Source organism: Paenibacillus sp. GCM10027628 (genome assembly GCF_042676385.1).
Classification (GTDB): Bacteria; Bacillota; Bacilli; order Paenibacillales; family NBRC-103111; genus Paenibacillus_E.
On sequence record NZ_JBHTHA010000004.1, the window covers coordinates 68,116 to 86,373 of the forward strand.

Annotated in this window: 14 protein-coding genes and 1 riboswitch; of the genes, 5 read left to right on the forward strand and 9 right to left on the reverse strand. The window is 48.5% G+C overall.

Going from position 1 to position 18,258, the window contains the following annotated elements; genetic code table 11:
- Positions 1-146: 146 nt before the first annotated feature.
- Together ACFQZT_RS08105 and ACFQZT_RS08110 are read left to right on the forward strand one after the other, a co-directional pair.
- Positions 147-1,001: an AraC family transcriptional regulator gene (locus ACFQZT_RS08105; protein WP_379298471.1), complete on the forward strand. Its 855-nt coding sequence runs from the start codon at positions 147-149 to the stop codon at positions 999-1,001.
- Positions 1,002-1,174: 173 nt separating this feature from the next.
- A complete protein-coding gene (locus tag ACFQZT_RS08110) occupies positions 1,175-1,822 on the forward strand; it encodes a hypothetical protein (RefSeq protein ID WP_379298473.1) in 648 nt (215 codons plus the stop codon).
- 328 nt (positions 1,823-2,150) lie between these two features.
- Here ACFQZT_RS08110 and ACFQZT_RS08115 read toward each other — a convergent pair whose 3' ends face one another.
- The 8 genes from ACFQZT_RS08115 to rluF all read right to left on the reverse strand — a co-directional run bounded on the left by ACFQZT_RS08115 (position 2,151) and on the right by rluF (position 13,767).
- Complete coding sequence (locus ACFQZT_RS08115; RefSeq protein ID WP_379298475.1) at positions 2,151-3,134, reverse strand: ABC transporter permease; 984 nt, start codon at positions 3,132-3,134, stop codon at positions 2,151-2,153.
- Between the two features lies 1 nt (position 3,135).
- Positions 3,136-4,215, reverse strand: a complete 1,080-nt coding sequence (locus ACFQZT_RS08120; protein ID WP_379298477.1) for an ABC transporter permease — start codon at positions 4,213-4,215, stop codon at positions 3,136-3,138.
- Entirely contained in the window at positions 4,208-5,749 is a 1,542-nt protein-coding gene (locus tag ACFQZT_RS08125; RefSeq protein WP_379298479.1) for an ABC transporter ATP-binding protein, read from the reverse strand. The genes ACFQZT_RS08120 and ACFQZT_RS08125 overlap by 8 nt, the downstream gene beginning before the upstream one ends.
- Before the next feature lie 143 nt (positions 5,750-5,892).
- Positions 5,893-6,978: a BMP family lipoprotein gene (locus ACFQZT_RS08130; protein ID WP_379298481.1), complete on the reverse strand. Its 1,086-nt coding sequence runs from the start codon at positions 6,976-6,978 to the stop codon at positions 5,893-5,895.
- A gap of 251 nt (positions 6,979-7,229) precedes the next feature.
- Complete coding sequence (locus tag ACFQZT_RS08135; protein ID WP_379298483.1) at positions 7,230-8,777, reverse strand: putative bifunctional diguanylate cyclase/phosphodiesterase; 1,548 nt, start codon at positions 8,775-8,777, stop codon at positions 7,230-7,232.
- A 132-nt stretch (positions 8,778-8,909) separates the two neighbouring features.
- Positions 8,910-8,997: riboswitch (cyclic di-GMP riboswitch) on the reverse strand.
- Positions 8,998-9,068: 71 nt separating this feature from the next.
- On the reverse strand, positions 9,069-10,325 hold the full coding sequence (gene ilvA / locus ACFQZT_RS08140) for a threonine ammonia-lyase IlvA (RefSeq protein ID WP_379298485.1): 1,257 nt from the start codon (positions 10,323-10,325) through the stop codon (positions 9,069-9,071).
- A gap of 127 nt (positions 10,326-10,452) precedes the next feature.
- Entirely contained in the window at positions 10,453-12,828 is a 2,376-nt protein-coding gene (locus ACFQZT_RS08145; RefSeq protein ID WP_379298487.1) for an S-layer homology domain-containing protein, read from the reverse strand.
- 198 nt (positions 12,829-13,026) lie between these two features.
- Positions 13,027-13,767, reverse strand: a complete 741-nt coding sequence (gene rluF / locus ACFQZT_RS08150) for a 23S rRNA pseudouridine(2604) synthase RluF (RefSeq protein WP_379298489.1) — start codon at positions 13,765-13,767, stop codon at positions 13,027-13,029.
- Between the two features lie 169 nt (positions 13,768-13,936).
- Here rluF and ACFQZT_RS08155 point away from each other — a divergent pair, with 169 nt between their 5' ends.
- Positions 13,937-14,569 carry an NAD(P)-dependent oxidoreductase gene (locus ACFQZT_RS08155; RefSeq protein WP_379298491.1) on the forward strand — a complete coding sequence of 211 codons (633 nt, stop codon included), beginning with the start codon at positions 13,937-13,939 and terminating at the stop codon, positions 14,567-14,569.
- A gap of 172 nt (positions 14,570-14,741) precedes the next feature.
- A complete protein-coding gene (locus ACFQZT_RS08160) occupies positions 14,742-15,062 on the forward strand; it encodes an ArsR/SmtB family transcription factor (protein WP_379298493.1) in 321 nt (106 codons plus the stop codon).
- Between the two features lie 737 nt (positions 15,063-15,799).
- On the opposite strand, the gene ACFQZT_RS08165 is transcribed toward ACFQZT_RS08160, so the two are convergent.
- A complete protein-coding gene (locus tag ACFQZT_RS08165) occupies positions 15,800-17,038 on the reverse strand; it encodes a S1C family serine protease (RefSeq protein WP_379298495.1) in 1,239 nt (412 codons plus the stop codon).
- Positions 17,039-17,263: 225 nt separating this feature from the next.
- On the opposite strand from ACFQZT_RS08165, the gene ACFQZT_RS08170 reads away from it, so the two are divergent.
- Positions 17,264-18,109, forward strand: coding sequence for an SDR family NAD(P)-dependent oxidoreductase (locus ACFQZT_RS08170; protein WP_379298497.1), 846 nt, complete (start codon positions 17,264-17,266; stop codon positions 18,107-18,109).
- The last annotated feature ends 149 nt before the right edge of the window (positions 18,110-18,258 follow it).

Here is an 18,258-nt window from a genome sequence, read left to right on the forward strand (position 1 = left end):
AACTTTAGTATAAGAGATGGTCAAGTTATTGGCTATGGAGGGATGTTATTTTCACATGGATAAATGTGATCTACGAGTCTTTAACTTTTGGCAAGATGTGTGGTAAAGTGACTACAAGGATATGATGAAGGACGAGGTGCGTTCATTTGAAACCTGAAAGCTACTATGTTGTTTCGAATCCGCTGCCTGCGCAAGACCGGGAGCTTGTTGTGCTATTTGCCGGGGAGAGTCAGACGAAGCCTGCGCATAAGCTGGGTCCCAAAGTGTATGACTATTACTTGGTCCACTATATCATCTCGGGCAAGGGAATCTTTTCCTGCCATGGACATGATCACGCCCTTAGCGCTGGGGACAGCTTTGTTATAGAGCCTGAACAATTGGTCAGTTATGTTTCGGACGAGGCCGACCCTTGGCATTATTGCTGGATCGCTTTCTCTGGGCCTGAAGCCGCCGGACTGGTTGCCTCCACTAGCGTCAATCCGCTGCTGCCGATCATACACACCAAGCGCAATCGACATATCCCCGTATTGTTCCGTCATATTCAGCAAGCACTTCGAACCAGGAAGGCGAATGCTCAATTAAAGGCTTGCGGATACTTGCAGCTGCTGCTTGCCGAATATTGCGATGTGCTGACGGCTTCTACCTTAACGGGTGCGGTCGCGGAAGCTGAGAGCGGCCGGATTGTTCAGCAGGCTATTCATTATCTATCAACGCAGTACGCGGAGCCCATTACCATTGAGCTCATGGCCGAGAGTCTAGGGTACAATCGCGCTTACTTGTCCCGCATATTCAAACGCCATACGAAAGTAACGCCAGTGACCTTCCTGTTGAAGCTGCGGGTCGATAAAGCGAGATTACTGCTGCGGGAACGCATGGAACTTACGATCGAACAAATCGCTGCATCCGTCGGCTTCTATGATCCCCTGTATTTTTCCAAGCAGTTCCGTCGTTGGTACGGGGTCTCGCCCAGTGAATACCGGAATCAGATCAAGTCCTTTTAAACTAACTCTACCATAAGTTTCCATGGACTGAAAGCTCGTCCACATGAACTTCACACCAAACCTCCTTGTCGAAAAATTTTTATGAAAGCGTTTTATTTTATCTGGAACTTTTTACCTCTTCATTCGTCTAACATCTATAACAAGATGAAATTAGCAAGGAGGCGAATGATATTTTGATGCGCAAAATTATTCAACAAACGGCACTGACTGCATTGCTGTTAGCGCTTGTCCTGCCAACTAGTGTATACGCGAATGACGCAGAACTCATATGGATAAAAAGCGAGCTGGCACCGTTCAAACAATTGCTTGTACCGGCGCGAGAGCTTACTCTACACGGTCGGGGGCCTATCTCAGTGGAAGAATGGGAGAAGTTCAATTCGGAAACGCTCGATGTCCTCAAGTTGAATGAACCCATATCCACATCGAACTGGGCAACGCTGATGAAGCTGGCCGTTCAAATGCCGGAGGATGCAAAACAAAGGGCTTTGACACTGCAAGCCTATGTCGATGATTTCAATCAGCAAGGTTTTATTCACAGGGAGGATGCAGTCGGCGGGATGGTAAAATTGTTGTCGCTGCGAACGATGAATGCCTCTAGCCATGAGGGCGACCCTGATCCGCAGCTAGCCCTGAAGGATGTCTCCGATATCAATGCGAAGCAGCTAGGGCTATTCCACATTGCCTATCGGGAAGGATTGCTGGATAGTTTCGTAAAGGATCAGTTTCGACCAAAGGATCTGGTTACGCATCGTGAGGCTGTGTCAATGGCATATCGGATCCTGCAGAAATTCGGGGCACCATTCGGCTATGACGCGTTGTGACCTGACCAGCATTGGTCTTCTAGTGAAGAGCTCACCTATGTACTCGCTGCTCGTGCGTTCAATTAAATAAAAGCGGAACCTCGATACGCTATTCCTCAGAATGATTTTCTTTATCACTTCGACGCGGAACGACGATGCGTTATCCAGCGAATTTCAGCAGTTTAGCCTCATTTCCGTGTATATAAGACACCGACGTTCCGCGAAGGGGTATCCAGAACAACTATTTCCTGCTATAACGCACTCTCGTTCCGCTATGGCGAGGAATGGAGAAGTAGGAAACAAAAAAACATGCACGACCAGGGGAAACCCCCAGTCGTGCATGTTTTTTCTAGCGTTTGCCCGGATCGTACGGCTCACCGAGTGCCGAAGGCGCTTTTGCCCGGCCTACGGCCCCTGCAAGCACCAAGATCGTTAGTACGTACGGCAGCATGTACAGGAATTCCTGCGGAATGTTTTTCGAGAAATCGAACAACCGCATGAAGTTGTTGAGCGCCTGCGCCATCCCGAAGAACACAGCCGCGCCAAGCGCGCCAACGGGATGCCACTTGCCGAAAATCATCGCGGCCATGGCGATAAAGCCTTGACCGGAAATCGTATTATGTGAGAAGTTGCTTGTCGTCGTTAGCGTAATGGTCGCACCGCCGAGGCCGCCAAGCGCACCGCTAATCAGCACGGCAAGGTAACGGACTCGCTTCACTTTAATCCCCATCGTATCCGCCGCACTTGGGTGCTCACCCACAGAGCGAAGACGAAGACCGAATGGCGTTTTGAACAGTACGTACCAGGTTACTGCCACGAGAATCAACGCGATGTAAGTCGTTGGGTATGCAGTAAAGAAAGCATAGCCTAGATAAGGAATTTTGGAAAGCAGCGGAATATCGTATTTGGAAAACACATCATTCAATGTCTCTGTTTGCCCGGCGCCATTGAACAGCACTTTAACCAGATACACAGTCACGCCTGCTGCCAGGAAGTTGATGACCACGCCGCTGATTACCTGGTTAGCTTTAAAGGAAATGGTCGCCACTGCATGAATCAGCGCAAAAATCAGCGCAAACAAAACCGCTGTCAGCAGTCCAATCCACGGAGACCAGACGCCCATATCTGCTTGTTCCGCATAGTAAGAGCCAACCGCGGAAGCGAAAGCCCCGGATACCATCAAACCCTCGATACCGATATTTACGACACCTGAACGTTCGGAGAAAATCCCGCCCAATGCGCCAAAAATAAGTGCCGTCGAGTAAACGAGCGTCGTATTAATAAGTTCGCTAAATTTGGTTAGGAACGAGTTAATCAATGTGAGCAGGTCCATGTTACGACGCCCTCTCTTTCTTGCGTTTGCCGTAGAATGGGATCAGTACCCATTTCACGATGCCTTGCGTTGCTACGAAGAAGATTACTGAACCGATGACGATACGCACGATTTCCGGCGGCACATCCGCACCAAAGCTCATTCCCGCAGAACCGTAGGTTAAGCCTCCGAACAGCACGGCTCCAAGCACGATGCCGACCGGATTATTGGCACCGAGCAAAGATACGGCCACACCATCAAACCCATAGCCCGGCGACGCCGCCGCCACGACTTGATAGTGGAATACCCCCAGAATTTCAAAAACACCGGCAAGTCCGGCAAAGATACCGCTGATGAACATCGCCTTCACAATGTTACGATTCACATTCATCCCTGCGTATTTGGCTGCATCGATATTATGACCAACCGCTCGCAGCTCGTAACCTTGCTTTGTTTTCCACAAAATGACGTAGAAGAGAATAGCTGCGATGATCGCGATTAACGTCCCCCAGTGAACCCTGGCATGATTGAGAAGATCGGACAGCCAAGTGATGCTGAGCGACGCCGATTCCTGAATCATGTACGAGCGCTGCTGTTTGGGCTCTAACAGGAATGTATTCACGATATAGTTGGAAAGGAACAATGCGATCCAGTTCAACATAATCGTCGTGATCACCTCATTCACGCCGCGCTTTGCTTTGAGATACCCTGCGATGGCTCCCCAAAGCCCGCCCAGCAAGGCTCCTACGATGACAGCAAGCGGAGCATGGATGATCCATGGAAGTCCGGTCACCTTCACGCCGATGAATGTAGCCCCTGTCATCCCCATCATCACTTGCCCTTCAGCACCGATGTTGAATAGGCCCGTCCGGAAGGCAAAGGCAACCGATAATCCCGTTAAAATAAGCGGTGTGATGGCACGAACAGCTTCACCTATATCATAAGAACTGCCGAAGATTTGGGAGAAAAGCGAGCCATATGCGGCAATCGGGTTATACCCTCCGGCAAGCATGACGAGCCCTCCGAATATTAAACCGAGTATAATCGCTACAATCGGATTGACCGCTGATTCACTTGTAAAAATTCTGGCGACCTTATTCATGAGCAGCTCCCTTCCCAGTGCGCTTACTACCGGCCATCAGCAGCCCGATCTCCTGATCATTTGTTTCTTGCGGCAGTACCTCTCCCACAATCTGTCCTTCGTAGATGACCGCAATTCGGTCAGACACGTTCATAATCTCGTCCAATTCAAAAGAAATCAACAGCACCGCTTTGCCTTTGTTCCGCTGCTCGATCAATTGACGATGCACGAACTCAATCGCTCCAACGTCCAATCCGCGTGTAGGCTGCGCGGCGATCAAAAGGTTCGGGTTCTTGTAGATTTCCCTGGCAATGATCGCTTTTTGCTGATTGCCTCCTGACAAGGAACGCGCCTTGTTATAGATACTTGGCGTTCTAACGTCAAACTGCTTAATCAGCGCCTCGGCATGGCGATCGATCGCCTCGTAGTTCAAGAATCCGCCTCGGTTATATTCAGGGTGAAAATACGTTTCCAACACCATGTTTTCGCTCATTGAGAAATCCAAAACCAATCCATGCTTGTGGCGATCTTCCGGAATATGGGATAAGCCCGCTTCCGAAATCTCCCTTGGCGAATGGTTCGTAATGTTATTGCCCATCAGCAGAACGCGCCCGCTATCCACTGAACGCAAGCCGGTTAAAGCCTCAATCAGCTCGCTTTGTCCATTGCCGTCCACACCGGCGATGCCGAGAATTTCTCCGGCTTTCACCTCAAAGTTAAGCCCCTTCAATGCAGGTAACCCTTGTTGATTACGCGCTACAAGATCCTGGACCTGAAGAACAGGTTCGCCCAGCTTCGCTTCCTGCTTGACTACCTTAAACGATACATCGCGTCCGACCATCTTTTCCGCCAAAATCTGCGGATTGGCCGTGGACGTCGAAAGTGTGTCGATAACCTTGCCCCGGCGAATGATCGTCACGGTATCGGCAATCTCCATAATCTCCTTGAGCTTATGGGTAATGAGGATAATCGACTTGCCCTCTTTAACCAGATTGCGCATGATTTCGATAAGTTCGCTGATTTCCTGCGGCGTTAGAACAGCAGTAGGCTCATCAAAAATGAGAATGTCCGCACCGCGATACAGCGTTTTCAAGATTTCCACACGCTGTTGCATACCAACGGAAATATCCTCGATTTTCGCTTTCGGATCGACGCGGAGACCGTACTGTTCGGACAGCTTGCGTACCTTCTCTTGCGCGGTGCGGAAGTCCACGTTAATGCCTTTTTTGGGCTCCATGCCTAAAATAATATTTTCGGTCACGGTAAAAGGTTGAACGAGCTTGAAATGCTGATGCACCATGCCGATCCCAAGATCAATAGCACGGTTCGGACTGTCGATGTTGACTTCTTTGCCATGCACCTTGATGAAACCTTCATCAGGCTGATACAAGCCGAACAAGATGTTCATTAATGTTGATTTGCCGGCGCCATTCTCACCAAGAAGGGCATGAATCTCGCCTTTTTTGAGCTTTAGGCTGATCGAATCGTTGGCGACAATGCCAGGGAATCGCTTCGTAATGTTGCTCAGCTCAACAACAGGGGTTAATTCACTCATCAGATCACCCTACGGATCAATTTTTAGATGTATGTTCCAAAAAAACCTCTTCTAACTAAAGAACAAGGCTAGTTTATGCAACTAGCCTTGTTTCTACTAAAACACGCTTAGTGTTACTTTGCTTCTGTGCGATATGGCAACAATTATGGTGCTGGAGTTTCAGGTACTTTGATTTCGCCGCTGATGATTTTCGCTTTGTACTCATCCACTTTTTTCAAGATGTCTGCAGTTACGTTTTTCTTGGATGTGTCAGGAAGACCTACGCCATCATCTTTAAGCCCAAGAACAACCGTTTTGCCACCTTGGAATTTGTTGTCGATGATATCTTTGGATACGCGAGTAACCGCTTGGTCAACGCGTTTCATCATGGAAGTCAGTGTTACATCGTCACCAAATTCTAGGGATTGGTCTTTATCTACACCGATAACCCATACTTTTTTACCGTTTTTAGCGCGGTCTTTGGCTTCGTTAAATACACCGTTACCTGTGGAACCCGCGGCATGGAAAATAATGTCAGCGCCATCGTTGTAGATCGTTGCTGCCGCTGCTTTACCAAGGTCAGGCTTGTCGAATGCGCCTGTGTAGTTGATTTGAATTTTCGCGTTAGGATTAACAGCTTTAACCCCTGCTACGAAACCAGCTTCAAAACGTTTGATAACCGGGATGTCGATACCGCCGACAAAACCGATTTTGTTCGTTTTCGTTGTCAGACCTGCTACCACACCAACGAGGTAGGAGCCTTCTTGCTCGGAGAAAGTAACGGACTCTACGTTAGGAGCGTCAACCACGTTATCGATAATCGCCAATTTAGCGTTAGGGTTTTGCGTTGCTACTGTTTTCAACGAGTCACCCATCAAGAAACCGATACCCCAAGTCAAGTTGTATCCGTCTTTAACGAATTTGTTCAAGTTCGGCGTGTAGTCCGCATCGCTTTTGCTTTCGAGGTTTTTCACATTAACGCCCGTTTGTTTCTCAAGGGCTTTCAAACCTTCCCAAGCGCTTTGGTTAAAGGATTTATCGTTTACACCACCGATATCCGTAACCATACCGATTTTGAAATCTTTGCCGCTGTTATTGCTAGGAGCTGTCGATGCTGCAGCAGTTGCTGCCGCGGTAGCTCCTGGAGTTGCTGATGCTGCAGGCTTAGTTTCGTCTTTCTTCGCGCAACCTGTGAGCGCCATTGCCGTAACCGTTACAGCCATAAGAGCTGTAGAAAGCACTTTCTTCATTGTTTTTACCCCCATCATATTAATTTTACCTTTACCATGGAGTTCCACATTGTAGTATGACCACGATAAACGAAATTATGTAAGACCTTGCATGTACAATTGTAACATTAAAAGGCCTAGGAGAAAAGTAGGTTCCCCTAGGAATATCATAATTCGTGACGTCATACAAGCCGGCATATTTCGTTTGTCATTCTCAACAATATAGGTTCCAAGCACCAAGTATTTATTATACTACCTGTGGTCAATAAAATCTACGTGGCCACTTGGACGACATTTTCTTTCATTAGCTTTAGGAACTCCGTAGGATGTAAAGGTCCGCCGAACAGTTCCCCTTGTACTTCCGTGCACTGCAAATGCTGCAAATGCTCCAATTGCGCTTTCGTTTCAACACCTTTGGCGATCAGATTCAGCCCCAAACGATGGGCCATTCGAATAATGGCCGCAGCTAACGCCTGATTCTCGTCATCGTCGGGAAGATCCCTCACCAACGCGCTATCGAGCTTCACGCTGTCCATCGGCATTCCCTCCATACCGGAACGCGTAAACAATCCGATGCACAAATCGTCCATTGCAACGCGGACTCCCAGTGCTTTTAATTGCCTTAGCTTCTCCCCCGCCTCTTGAACGCTGGAAGTAGAAATACTTTCTGTCAGATCGATTTCAACACGTTTTGGGTCCATACCCGTTTCTTTCAAAATGGCATCCAGCTTATCGATAAGAAACGGATCTTCGAATTGAACAGAAGTGATGCCGACTGTCAATCGGAGCGGCGGATAGCCGGAATCCTGCCAGCTTCTCACCTGCATGCAGGCGTTGCGCAGCATCCAATGGCCTATAGGGATCATAAGGCCGGTTTCGTCAGCGATCTTTCTCCAATTCAGACCGTATACAGATTGAGGCCCCCCCTTGCTCCAAGAAAGTACGGCCTCCACGCCTTTTAGTTCTCTTGTTGCCAATTCATATTGAGGCTGATACCGCAATTCAAAATGTTCATGCTGCAGCGATAACCGCAGCTCTTTTTCCAAATATGCTTTGCCTGCCAGCATTGCATCGATATCTGAGGCGTAGAATTGGAAGTGATTGTGCCCCCGCTCCTTTGCCGCGTACATCGCTTCATCCGCCCGTTCCATGAGCTGCTCCGGCGTATCGCCGTCCATCGGATATAAGGCAATCCCCATACTCGCTGTCACCGATACAGGCGTACCCTCGAGAATAAAAGGCTCCTCCAACTCCGCTTGAATGCGGGCCGCTACAACTCTAACATCTTCGGGCTTCGCCATATATTCCAGCAAAATGGTGAATTCGTCCCCGCCTTGCCGAAACACCGTGTCAGCTCCCCGTAAGCAGCTTACCAAGCGCTGGCCCGCCTGCCGGATCAATTGATCGCCGCAAGCATGACCCAGAGTATCGTTCACGCCTTTGAAGCGGTCCATATCCAGGAACATCACCGCCACCAGCTGCTCGCGACGCTTTGCTTGCAGCAGTGCGCGTTCCAGACGATCCTGGAACAGCCGACGGTTCGGCAAGCCGGTCAAGGCGTCATGGTAGGCCATATGTGTCATTTCATTCATTTGCTCTTCAACCTGCTGCTTTGTTTTCAATAACAAACGCACGCGAAAAGCAATGAGCAAGCAAATGACGACTTGAACCGTTAGCGCGATCAGCACACGAGGTTGAAATGAAAATGAAGCGGCTGCAAGCAGATTAACCGTCAACAAACAGACGCTAAATAAGCCGATATATGCCCAAACATATACTTTCATATGCTGCGCCCATTTTGAAGACTTTATGCCCTTCATGCTTGGATCCTCCTAAATTTAGTAAAACTTTCTCGTAAGCATTGGCTGCGTTTTCAACAAGCCAAAATAAAAAGCTATTCCGAAGCGGAATAGCCGTTAGGTGTACTAGCTGCATAGGTAGAATTGTGACCTCTCGGCAGCCCAGCCATCATAGTTGCAAAGCAACGTTAGATCTGAGGCTTTGCGCCCTTATCTTTCGACAAGTTTGCCTTTTGAGAAATATGGATATGGAAATTTTTGTAGCTCATTTACTATAGCATATTCATAGGTGGTTGGCTAATAGATTCTAGTTTAAATCAACAAATTAAATAGCTTCGGATCCTTATTAATTTCGATGTAACCATAATCTTTTCGAGAGAGACGTTCGATCAGCCCGTCGTAGTCGTCCTTGTTTTTGAGCTCGATTCCGACCAGTGCCGGAGCGTCGTCCCGGTTATTTTTCTTCGTGTACTCGAATCGGGTGATATCGTCGGTCGGCCCCAACACTTCCTCGAGAAATTCACGCAAAGCCCCTGCCCGCTGAGGGAAATTGAGGATAAAATAGTGCTTCAACCCTTCATAGATAAGCGATCTCTCTTTGATCACCTGCATCCGCTCGATATCGTTGTTGCCGCCGCTAATGATGCAGACCACATTCTTGCCGCGTATTTGCTCCCGATAGGCATCCAGCGCCGCAACCGGCAAAGCGCCTGCAGGCTCGATGACGATGGCATTGTTGTTATACAGTTCAAGAATCGTGGTGCACTCCTTGCCGGAAGGAATGACTACAATATCCTCAAGCGCGTCTTTGCAAATGTCAAAAGTGAGCTGGCCCACTTGCTTCACAGCCGCACCGTCGACGAACTTGTCGATCGTGGACAATGTTACAACATGTCCCTGGCGAAGCGATTCGGACATGCTGTCGGCCCCCTCGGGCTCAGCGCCAACGATTCGCGTTTGCGGGGAAACGCTCTTTACAAACGTAGATACACCCGCTACCAGACCGCCGCCGCCAATCGTCGCGAAGATATAGTCCGGGCTCTCGGGCATTTGATTCATAATCTCAAGCCCTACGGTGCCTTGGCCGGCAATCGTGCGAACATCGTCAAACGGATGAATGAACACTTTGTTTTCCTTTTCGCAATAAGCTTTGGCTTGCGCCGAGGAGTCGTCGAACGTATCACCTGTCAGGATCACCTCGACAAACGAGCCTCCGAACAGCTTCACCTGGGATATTTTTTGACGGGGCGTCGTGGTCGGCATAAAAATTTTGCCCTCGATACCGAGCTGCTTACAGGAGTAAGCCACACCCTGCGCGTGATTCCCCGCGCTTGCGCAAACAACGCCCGCCTCGCGCTCTTCCGGAGATAAGCTTTGAATCACATTGTAAGCTCCGCGAATTTTAAAAGACCGTACGACCTGCATATCTTCACGTTTGAGATAAACGTTGCATTCATATAAATTGGACAGAAGCTCATTACGCTGCAAAGGCGATGGCTCGATCACACGGCTAAGCACGTGATTCGCTTTGATGATATCTTCCAAGCCTACTCTCGTGGACACACTCATACACTCTGACTCCTTTTCCTAGCTACGCTAATACCAAGTTTTAAAGAATATTGTAGCATATCTGAGGCTTTAGAGCGCAGTGGAAAAAAAATAATGCATGCCGCCGAAGCGGCATGCCCAGGAGTCCTTAATAATAGAAGCGTGGTGACCGGTCTTGCAGCTCTGCCCGCTTCTGCAGGAAGCGGTAGAATGCGCTGGCCGCCTGCGCCTTGGATACTTCTTGCTGCGGCTCGAATTTATCGCCGCTGAGCGACATAATGTTAAGACCGAGCACGATGGCCGCATCGCCAACATTTTTCAGCTTGGACGCATCCGCAAAGTTCGTATTGAAGATGCCGTCGAACTTCGTCAAGCTCTTGTAACCAAGCGCCTTCACGATGAGCTGAGCCATCTCTTCGCGATTCATTTTGGCTTCCGGATTAAAATCTGCGCCGGGATCGAGCAGTCCCCGATCGACGGCATTTTCCACATAAGCGAAGTAGGCGGAGGTAGCGGCTACGTCGGCGAAAGAAGCTTTACGCTCCGCTCCGTAATAAATGCCTCCATTACCGCCGTTCATGGCGATGACAAGCATTTTGATCAATTCTCCGCGCGTTATCGTCTGATCGGGATTTACTTTGCCGTCTTTCACGTCCAGTGCTTGATAATCCAGCATTAGCTGAAGCTCATTGCGAGCCCAGTGATTGTCGATGTCGTCGACTTTCACTTTTTCCAGAGAGATCACTTCGCCGGTATTTGCATTCTTCCATTGGCCGGACTCAGCGTCTAACAAGAACGCTTCACGCGTGTACTTTGGTTCTAGCGAATAGACAAGCTTGGCTTCCAGCTTCTCGCCCGCTGTACCCACAGCAGCGGTTGGCGCAATCTTGCCGGCTGCAACCATGACATTATATTTTTCAATCGGCATCCCATAGATCGGTCCATTGCCTGCAAGCACATAATTCAGCTTAATATTGTACTGGGAAAGGAGAATATCTTTGGCTTTATCGACGGCCAGCACTTCAGGCTTCGTCTTCGGATACGGCAGATCGCTGATCGAGAAATGGAAGTTCATGATCTGGCCATTGGTCCGATCGATGCTCACACCCACGTTCTCATTCCCGGCCGAGATGCCGTCGATGACGCGTTTGAATTGAATGTCCCAGTTGCGCATATGCTTCAGCTGCTCTTCCGAATAGTTTTTAGCCGACGGCATGTTCAGCACCAGCTGGTCCGTATAGGCGGGCAGATGTTTTTTCACAAAATTAACGGCCGCCGTCTTCGCATCGTCCAATGAAACTTTGCCTTCAATTTCCTTTTCAGAATCTGGCCCATAAGGGATGTAGCTGTTGAAGTTCAGAATCTCGCCCGTTTTGCTATTCACACTGGCCCAGGCGCCGCCGCCCCCGATTTTACTCTTCGAATCCTTGTCAGCCGGCTGGCTCCAGTTCAAATTCCAGGTTGATTCCGTTTCTCCGCTATCCGGATTCGTGGACTCATTATAGGAAGCTTCCTGCAGTTTATAATCCGTAGAGAGGTTAAAAGCGCTCACTACCTTCTCTGCGGCTTGCTCCTTGGTTAAATTCAGTGTTGCCGAAGGTTTCTCCGCCAGCGGTTTATCGCTCAGAGGCTTCTCTCCATCGGCTGCAGGCGCAGAACCCATTCCAGGATTCCATAACTCTCCGCTTACCGCATTCAACGAAAAAGGGTCCACTGTGTAAGAGGTGATCGGCGTCTTTTTCCCTTTCATTCCATAAGGAATCTGGTATAGCAAGTACAAATTGGACTTGTCATGGAACAATTGCGCAGCCTTTTCTTTCGAGATGGGCGTTACATTCTGCTCAAAACTGACGTTATCGTCCCAATTATAGTTGTAACTCGTAACTTCGCCTTCGCCATTTACACTCACATTCATCCCGTTTTGACTGAAAGGCACACCACCCACAGCCCTGTCAAAACGAATATTGTACTGATAATTGCCATTCAGCGGCGTTCGGAAGGAGTTCTCTTCGGTATCGTTGTATAGCAGCTCTTTCTGCTTGCTCGGGTTCACTTTGGCGATCCAGGCCGAGGCCACGTCTTTGGCACCCTTAAAATCCACCTTCGGCGGATAGCTGGGCTTATGATCCGGATCGTTGTCATTGATCGAATAGGACGTGAGCGACCCGTCCATACCATTGATCGATACGCTCAAATTGCCGTAATACTGATCCTTTACCTTTTTCATATAATTGATGTTCCACGTTGGAACATTGCGGCCGCCGCTCCCATAATACGAGTTCAAGCTTACGGATTGCAGCGTGAATCCGGTCGGAATCGTTACATAGGTCTTGGCTAGTTCAAGGGCGCGTTCTTTGGTGATGCTTGCTTCCAACTGCTTGCCATCTCCTTGGCCGGGAATAACAGGCAGGATCATGGGCTTACTTGAGGTAACGGCTTCATCCGCCCATACCTGAGGAACTGCAGTGAGTAAAAGCGATGAGGCAATGGCGAGCGTTCCAGCTTGTTTCAACCATTTTTTCAAAATCATCTTCCTCCTTATTGGTTTATGTAGCTTAACGAGCTTGCAAGTATGCGTTATGTAAGGGTTCTACGCTCTAAACGTCAGAAGTTGGAAAAAGGTTGCTTGGCATGATAAGTTTTTTAAAAGAAAAAAAGCATGTACCGAACACCCCTGACGGAGGCTCTGCTCATGCTCTTTTGGTTGGATCTGCTCGCTTTATTAACTTGTCCGGTTTGGTTGTGAACGCTCCATATTGGGGCCGGGCTTCTCTTTGCTGAGCGTATGCATCAAATCCTGCATTTCGCCCTGCGTCAAATTCCGCCATTTGCCCAGCTTCAAATTGCCGAGATGAATGTGCATGATCCGTACACGCTGCAATCGTACGACCCGATAGCCAAACGCCTCGCACATCCGGCGAATTTGACGATTAAGTCCTTGCGTGAGAATAATACGGAAAACACGGTCCCCCACCTTGTAAACTTCACAGGGCTTCGTTGTCGTCCCGAGTATTTTGACCCCGCTGGCCATCCCTTGCAAAAACATCGACGTAATCGGCCGATTCACTGTAACGATGTATTCTTTATCGTGATTGTTCTCTGCTCGCAGGATCTGGTTCACAATATCGCCGTTGTTCGTCAGCAGGATCAATCCTTCTGAATCCTTATCAAGCCGTCCGATAGGAAAAATGCGCTCCGCATGCCCGACGAAGTCAACAATATTGCCTCTCACATGCGCTTCGGTCGTACTGGTAATGCCGACTGGCTTGTTAAGTGCAATGTAGACGTGCTCTTTTTTCACGCCGATTGGCTTGCCATCGACTCGCACCTCGTCGCCTGGACCTACGACACTGCCCAATCCGGCTACTTCGCCGTTGATCGTAACCCGCTTCGCTTCCACCCACTTATCCGCTTCCCGTCTGGAACAGACGCCGGTTTCACTTATAAATTTATTGATTCTCATGACTGGGAAATTCCCTTCTATGCCAAAATAGTGCCGCTGCTTGCTTACAGGACTATTATGCTGGATTCGCAAGCACGGTTCAAGTGGGAGCCCCTGAACGCGCAAGGAGCCATGTCCGATTATTTTTAGGTATAATAAGCCTTAGATCAATGAAATAGGGAGGATCATCATGCGCATACTTCTGCTAGGAGCCACCGGAAGGGTAGGAAGGAGGGTTCTCGCTAAAGCATTAGCGGATGGACATGAAGTCCATGCACTTGTTCGACGAGCGGAGAATCTGACGGACGTAAGGGACGTAAGCCCTTCGATGTTTAAACTGTATGAAGGTAATGCCTGTCGCGAACAGGACATCCAAAGCGCCTTTCACGATGTAGAACTGGTTATTAGCTGTCTCGGTACAGATGGAGGAACAGCGCTGACCGAGAGCATGCCGCTGATCATCCGGGAAATGAAAGCTCGAGGCATCAAGCGGATCGTCACCGTTGGAACGGCCGGCATTCTGCAGAGCCGGGAGCACCCCGGGCTGCTCCGCTACGAAGCGCCGGATTCCAGACGCTCCTCAACGCGAGCGGCCGAGGAGCACAGGAAGGCTTGGGAGCTGCTGGTCGCATCCGGCTTGGATTGGACCACCGTCTGTCCAACGTATTTGCCAGACGGAGAGCCGGTGGGTACGTACCGCGCACAGCGTGACTACTTGCCGGATGGCGGCATGTCCATCTCGGTGGGCGACACCGCGGAATTCACCTACAAGGAAGCTTTGACGCGCGACTATGTGGGTTGTCGGGTTGGGCTTGCTTATTAATGGCATGAATACGCTCTACAAAAACACCTGCGCGAATGGCCTTTTTCAAGCCCACAGCCCAGGTTGTTTTTGTTTCATCCTGTCAAGCATTGACATGACATTTTTCGGTATCCTAATATGAATAGAACACAATTTAGTTCCTTGAGCATAAGTGGTTATTGGAGATGGTGGTATGGAAGCTAATCAACCGAAAGATATCTACGCGGCCGTTGCAGATCCGACTCGGCGTCACCTGTTACGTCTATTGGCGAACGCGGAAGAGTTGCCTCTCAATGAGTTAACAGTTCATTTTCAAATGGGGCGTACTGCGGTATCTAAGCATTTGGCCATTCTTAAGGATGCCGGTCTCGTAACCAACCGAAAAGTCGGGAGGGAAACGCGATATCGGCTGAATGCCGCTCCATTGAGAGAAATTGAGGATTGGGTATCGTTTTACAGAAAATTCTGGAGTGAAAATATGTTGCTTTTAAATCAATTATTAATGGAGGAGTAACAAAAGACCGGCTTAAACCCGCATTTGCCAAGTCGGCGTCGGTTAAGACGGAATAACCGCGTTATGAGCCGCGTCTCCACTGCTTGGGAGGGCGAATCTTGACTTTTACGCGGAAAAACCGGCTTAAACCACCTCATTTGCCAAGACTGCGTCGGTTAAGACGGAAAATCCGCGTTATATGCCCCGTCTCCACTGCTTGGGGGGGTGACACTTGACTTTTACGCGGAAAAACCGGCTTAAACCACCTCATTTGCCAAGTCGGCGTCGGTTAAGACGGAAAATCCGCGTTATATGCCCCGTCTCCACTGCTTGGGGGGGTGACACTTGACTTTTACGCGGAAAAACCGGCTTAAACCACCTCATTTGCCAAGTCGGCGTCGGTTAAGACGGAAAATCCGCGTTATATGCCCCGTCTCCACTGCTTGGGGGGGTGACACTTGACTTTTACGCGGAAAAACCGGCTTAAACCACCTCATTTGCCAAGTCGGCGTCGGTTAAGACGGAAAATCCGCGTTATGAGCCGCGTCTCCACTGCTTGGGGTTTCGGAACTAAACTTGGCAGTTGAATCATTTGAAACTACTTTCTTCAATCACATGGTGTTAGCATTACCGCCAACTTTTTGTTGGCGGTTTTCTTTTGTTGAAAATCAACAGTGCCTATATGTAACAGGGCCGCCGATCGTTGCCGCGGCGGCCTGTATTAACGCTCTAATTTAGATTCGAAGTTTAAATTACCTTTAGTTGCTCGCTGCGTTTTTATTCCCAACTGCAACAGTAACATCCTTCGTTTGACCGTCACGAGAGATTGTTATTTTCAGTTCGTCTCCCACGGCTGCGGCTTGCACAGCTTTTGTAATGTCATCAGCGCTTGAAACTGCTGTGCCATTCACATCCAAAATAACGTCGAATTGACGAATGCCCGCTTTAAAAGCTGGCGTGCCTTGCTGCACATCAGCAACTACGGCACCTTTTGTGCTGTTGATTTTTAAGTCTTGCAGCATATCATCCGAAATATTTTGTAGAGCTACGCCGATGTATGGTGCCGGCTCTTTTGGAATTGTTTCGTTATTTTTCAGTTTATCTACAACAGAACTAATCGTACTTGCGGGAATTGCAAAGCCCATTCCTTGCGCTTCAGCGTTTACAGCCGTATTAATACCGATAACTTCACCATTCATATTCAAAAGCGGACCGCCGGAGTTACCTGGATTGATCGCTGTGTCCGTTTGCAGCAAATGTTTGTAATTGCGAGTACCCTGCTCATCATCGATGCTGATCGTGCGCTCTTTGGCGCTTAAAACGCCCGTAGTTACGGAGTAATCGAAGTCATACGGGTTACCGATCGCAACAAGCCAATCCCCTACTTGCGTATTGTCGGAGTTACCGATCTTCAATGCAGGAAAAGCTTTATCCCCTTGAATTTTGAGCACAGCCAAGTCTAGATCGTAGCTGCTTCCAAGAAGAGTTGCCGTAAAGGGTGTGTCGTAGCCTTGCACATAGACATCGATTTCGTCTGCACCATCAATAACATGCTCGTTAGTTAAAATATAACCGTTCGAGTCGAAAACAAAGCCTGATCCAATCCCATTTTCAATGGTATCTCCGCTCCCAGTACCTTGCCCCAATATGTTTCTTCTATTTTGTCCATTATTGGTCTGTTTTACTTTGGTCTCGATTTTGACAATCGCCGGACTCGCAGCTTTTGCAATGGATGAGATACTGTTCGTCCCTGAAGGGGTTAACGATGCAGTCTGGACACCAGCTCCTGCCGAGTTGGCAGCAGCAGCGACACCTGATTGAACGGGTTGGGCATCAAACCCAAACAAATTCATCTTATCTGACGTGAACATCAATCCACCGACTACGACCGCGCCAGCCATAAAAGCTGCAAACATAGATCTTAATTTGGTGCTCCTCTTCTTGTTTTCAACCTTTATATCATTTAAGTTAATCATATTATTCATATCTTCACTCATGTGATTACCGCCTTTCGTGTGCCACTTATTTTGATTGGTGTTGATAGATATAAGTATAGGGCGCTAACCTGAAGCTTTACTTAAGTTTGGCTGATGGGCATATGAAAGTTAGCTGAAAGTATGCTGAAGGTGTGGAAAGTCTGATCTTGGTTAGAAAAATTATAATCATGACACTAGATGACATATTACCTTTGTATTATGAAATAAATAGCTACGAAGGAGTGGGTGGAATTGAAGAGACTCGATGGAAAAATCGCTCTCGTTACCGGAGGCAGTCGGGGGGCTGGAAGAGGGATAGCCTTGGAGCTTGGGAAAGCCGGAGCAGTGGTTTATGTATCTGGAAGAAGTTTACGAGGTACTACGACACGCGGTTTTCCAGGTAGTATTGATGAAACTGTCGAGGAGGTTCTTAATAATGGAGGAAAGGCTTACGCATGCCGTTGCGATCATACACGTGATGAGGATACAAAAGCTCTAATCGAGAGAATCCGACAGGAACAAGGACGTCTCGATATACTTGTGAATAACGTTTGGGGACTGCATGACTTGGAAGTGAATTTACAACCTAAAGCTTTCTGGGAATATCCACTTCACATGTGGGATGCAATGTTTCAGTGCGGAGTACGCGCGCAAATAGCGACCAACCATTATGCGATCCCGCTTATGATGGAAGCTGATTCAGGATTAATCGTGCATACCACATTTCAGGATCAGGATAAGTATCTGGGAACTTTCTATTACGATCTTGCCAAGAATACGATTAACCGGTCAGTACTCAGTTTGGCTCATGATCTTAAAAACACTAAGATTACGGTGGTAGCTGTTTCTCCTGGTTGGATGAGAACTGAACTGATGCTAATGAATTTCTACACAGATGAAAACCATTGGCAGGAGGTTGAAGCTCTTAACCGCACTGAGTCGACGTATTATATTGGGCGAGCTGTATCTGCCTTGGCTGGAGATAGCGAAATAAGACATAAAAACGGACTGGTGTTACAAGTTGGTGATCTTGCACAAGAATACGGATTCACCGATATAGATGGACGTTTCATCCCCCCCTTTCTCCTATAACCAATTATTCTGTAGAGACCACTTCGGCGTGACATCACTAAAATACCGAGAACGATTGTTCAGTAAACCGTCTTGCTAAGATCCTTCAAAAAATTAAGTAGGAGGGGGCGGCTAGCCCCCGACCTCTTACACCACCGTACGTACCGTTC

What these genes read in the sequence shown, in the direction of transcription:
- ilvA (WP_379298485.1), bottom strand. Translation starts at nt 10,325, where the DNA reads ATGAGTGTGTCCACGAGAGTAGGCTTGGAAGATATCATCAAAGCGAAT.
- ACFQZT_RS08155 (WP_379298491.1), top strand. Translation starts at nt 13,937, where the DNA reads ATGCGCATACTTCTGCTAGGAGCCACCGGAAGGGTAGGAAGGAGGGTT.
- ACFQZT_RS08165 (WP_379298495.1), bottom strand. Translation starts at nt 17,038, where the DNA reads ATGAGTGAAGATATGAATAATATGATTAACTTAAATGATATAAAGGTT.
- ACFQZT_RS08135 (WP_379298483.1), bottom strand. Translation starts at nt 8,777, where the DNA reads ATGAAGGGCATAAAGTCTTCAAAATGGGCGCAGCATATGAAAGTATAT.
- ACFQZT_RS08125 (WP_379298479.1), bottom strand. Translation starts at nt 5,749, where the DNA reads ATGAGTGAATTAACCCCTGTTGTTGAGCTGAGCAACATTACGAAGCGA.
- ACFQZT_RS08160 (WP_379298493.1), top strand. Translation starts at nt 14,742, where the DNA reads ATGGAAGCTAATCAACCGAAAGATATCTACGCGGCCGTTGCAGATCCG.
- ACFQZT_RS08130 (WP_379298481.1), bottom strand. Translation starts at nt 6,978, where the DNA reads ATGAAGAAAGTGCTTTCTACAGCTCTTATGGCTGTAACGGTTACGGCA.
- ACFQZT_RS08115 (WP_379298475.1), bottom strand. Translation starts at nt 3,134, where the DNA reads ATGGACCTGCTCACATTGATTAACTCGTTCCTAACCAAATTTAGCGAA.
- rluF (WP_379298489.1), bottom strand. Translation starts at nt 13,767, where the DNA reads ATGAGAATCAATAAATTTATAAGTGAAACCGGCGTCTGTTCCAGACGG.
- ACFQZT_RS08120 (WP_379298477.1), bottom strand. Translation starts at nt 4,215, where the DNA reads ATGAATAAGGTCGCCAGAATTTTTACAAGTGAATCAGCGGTCAATCCG.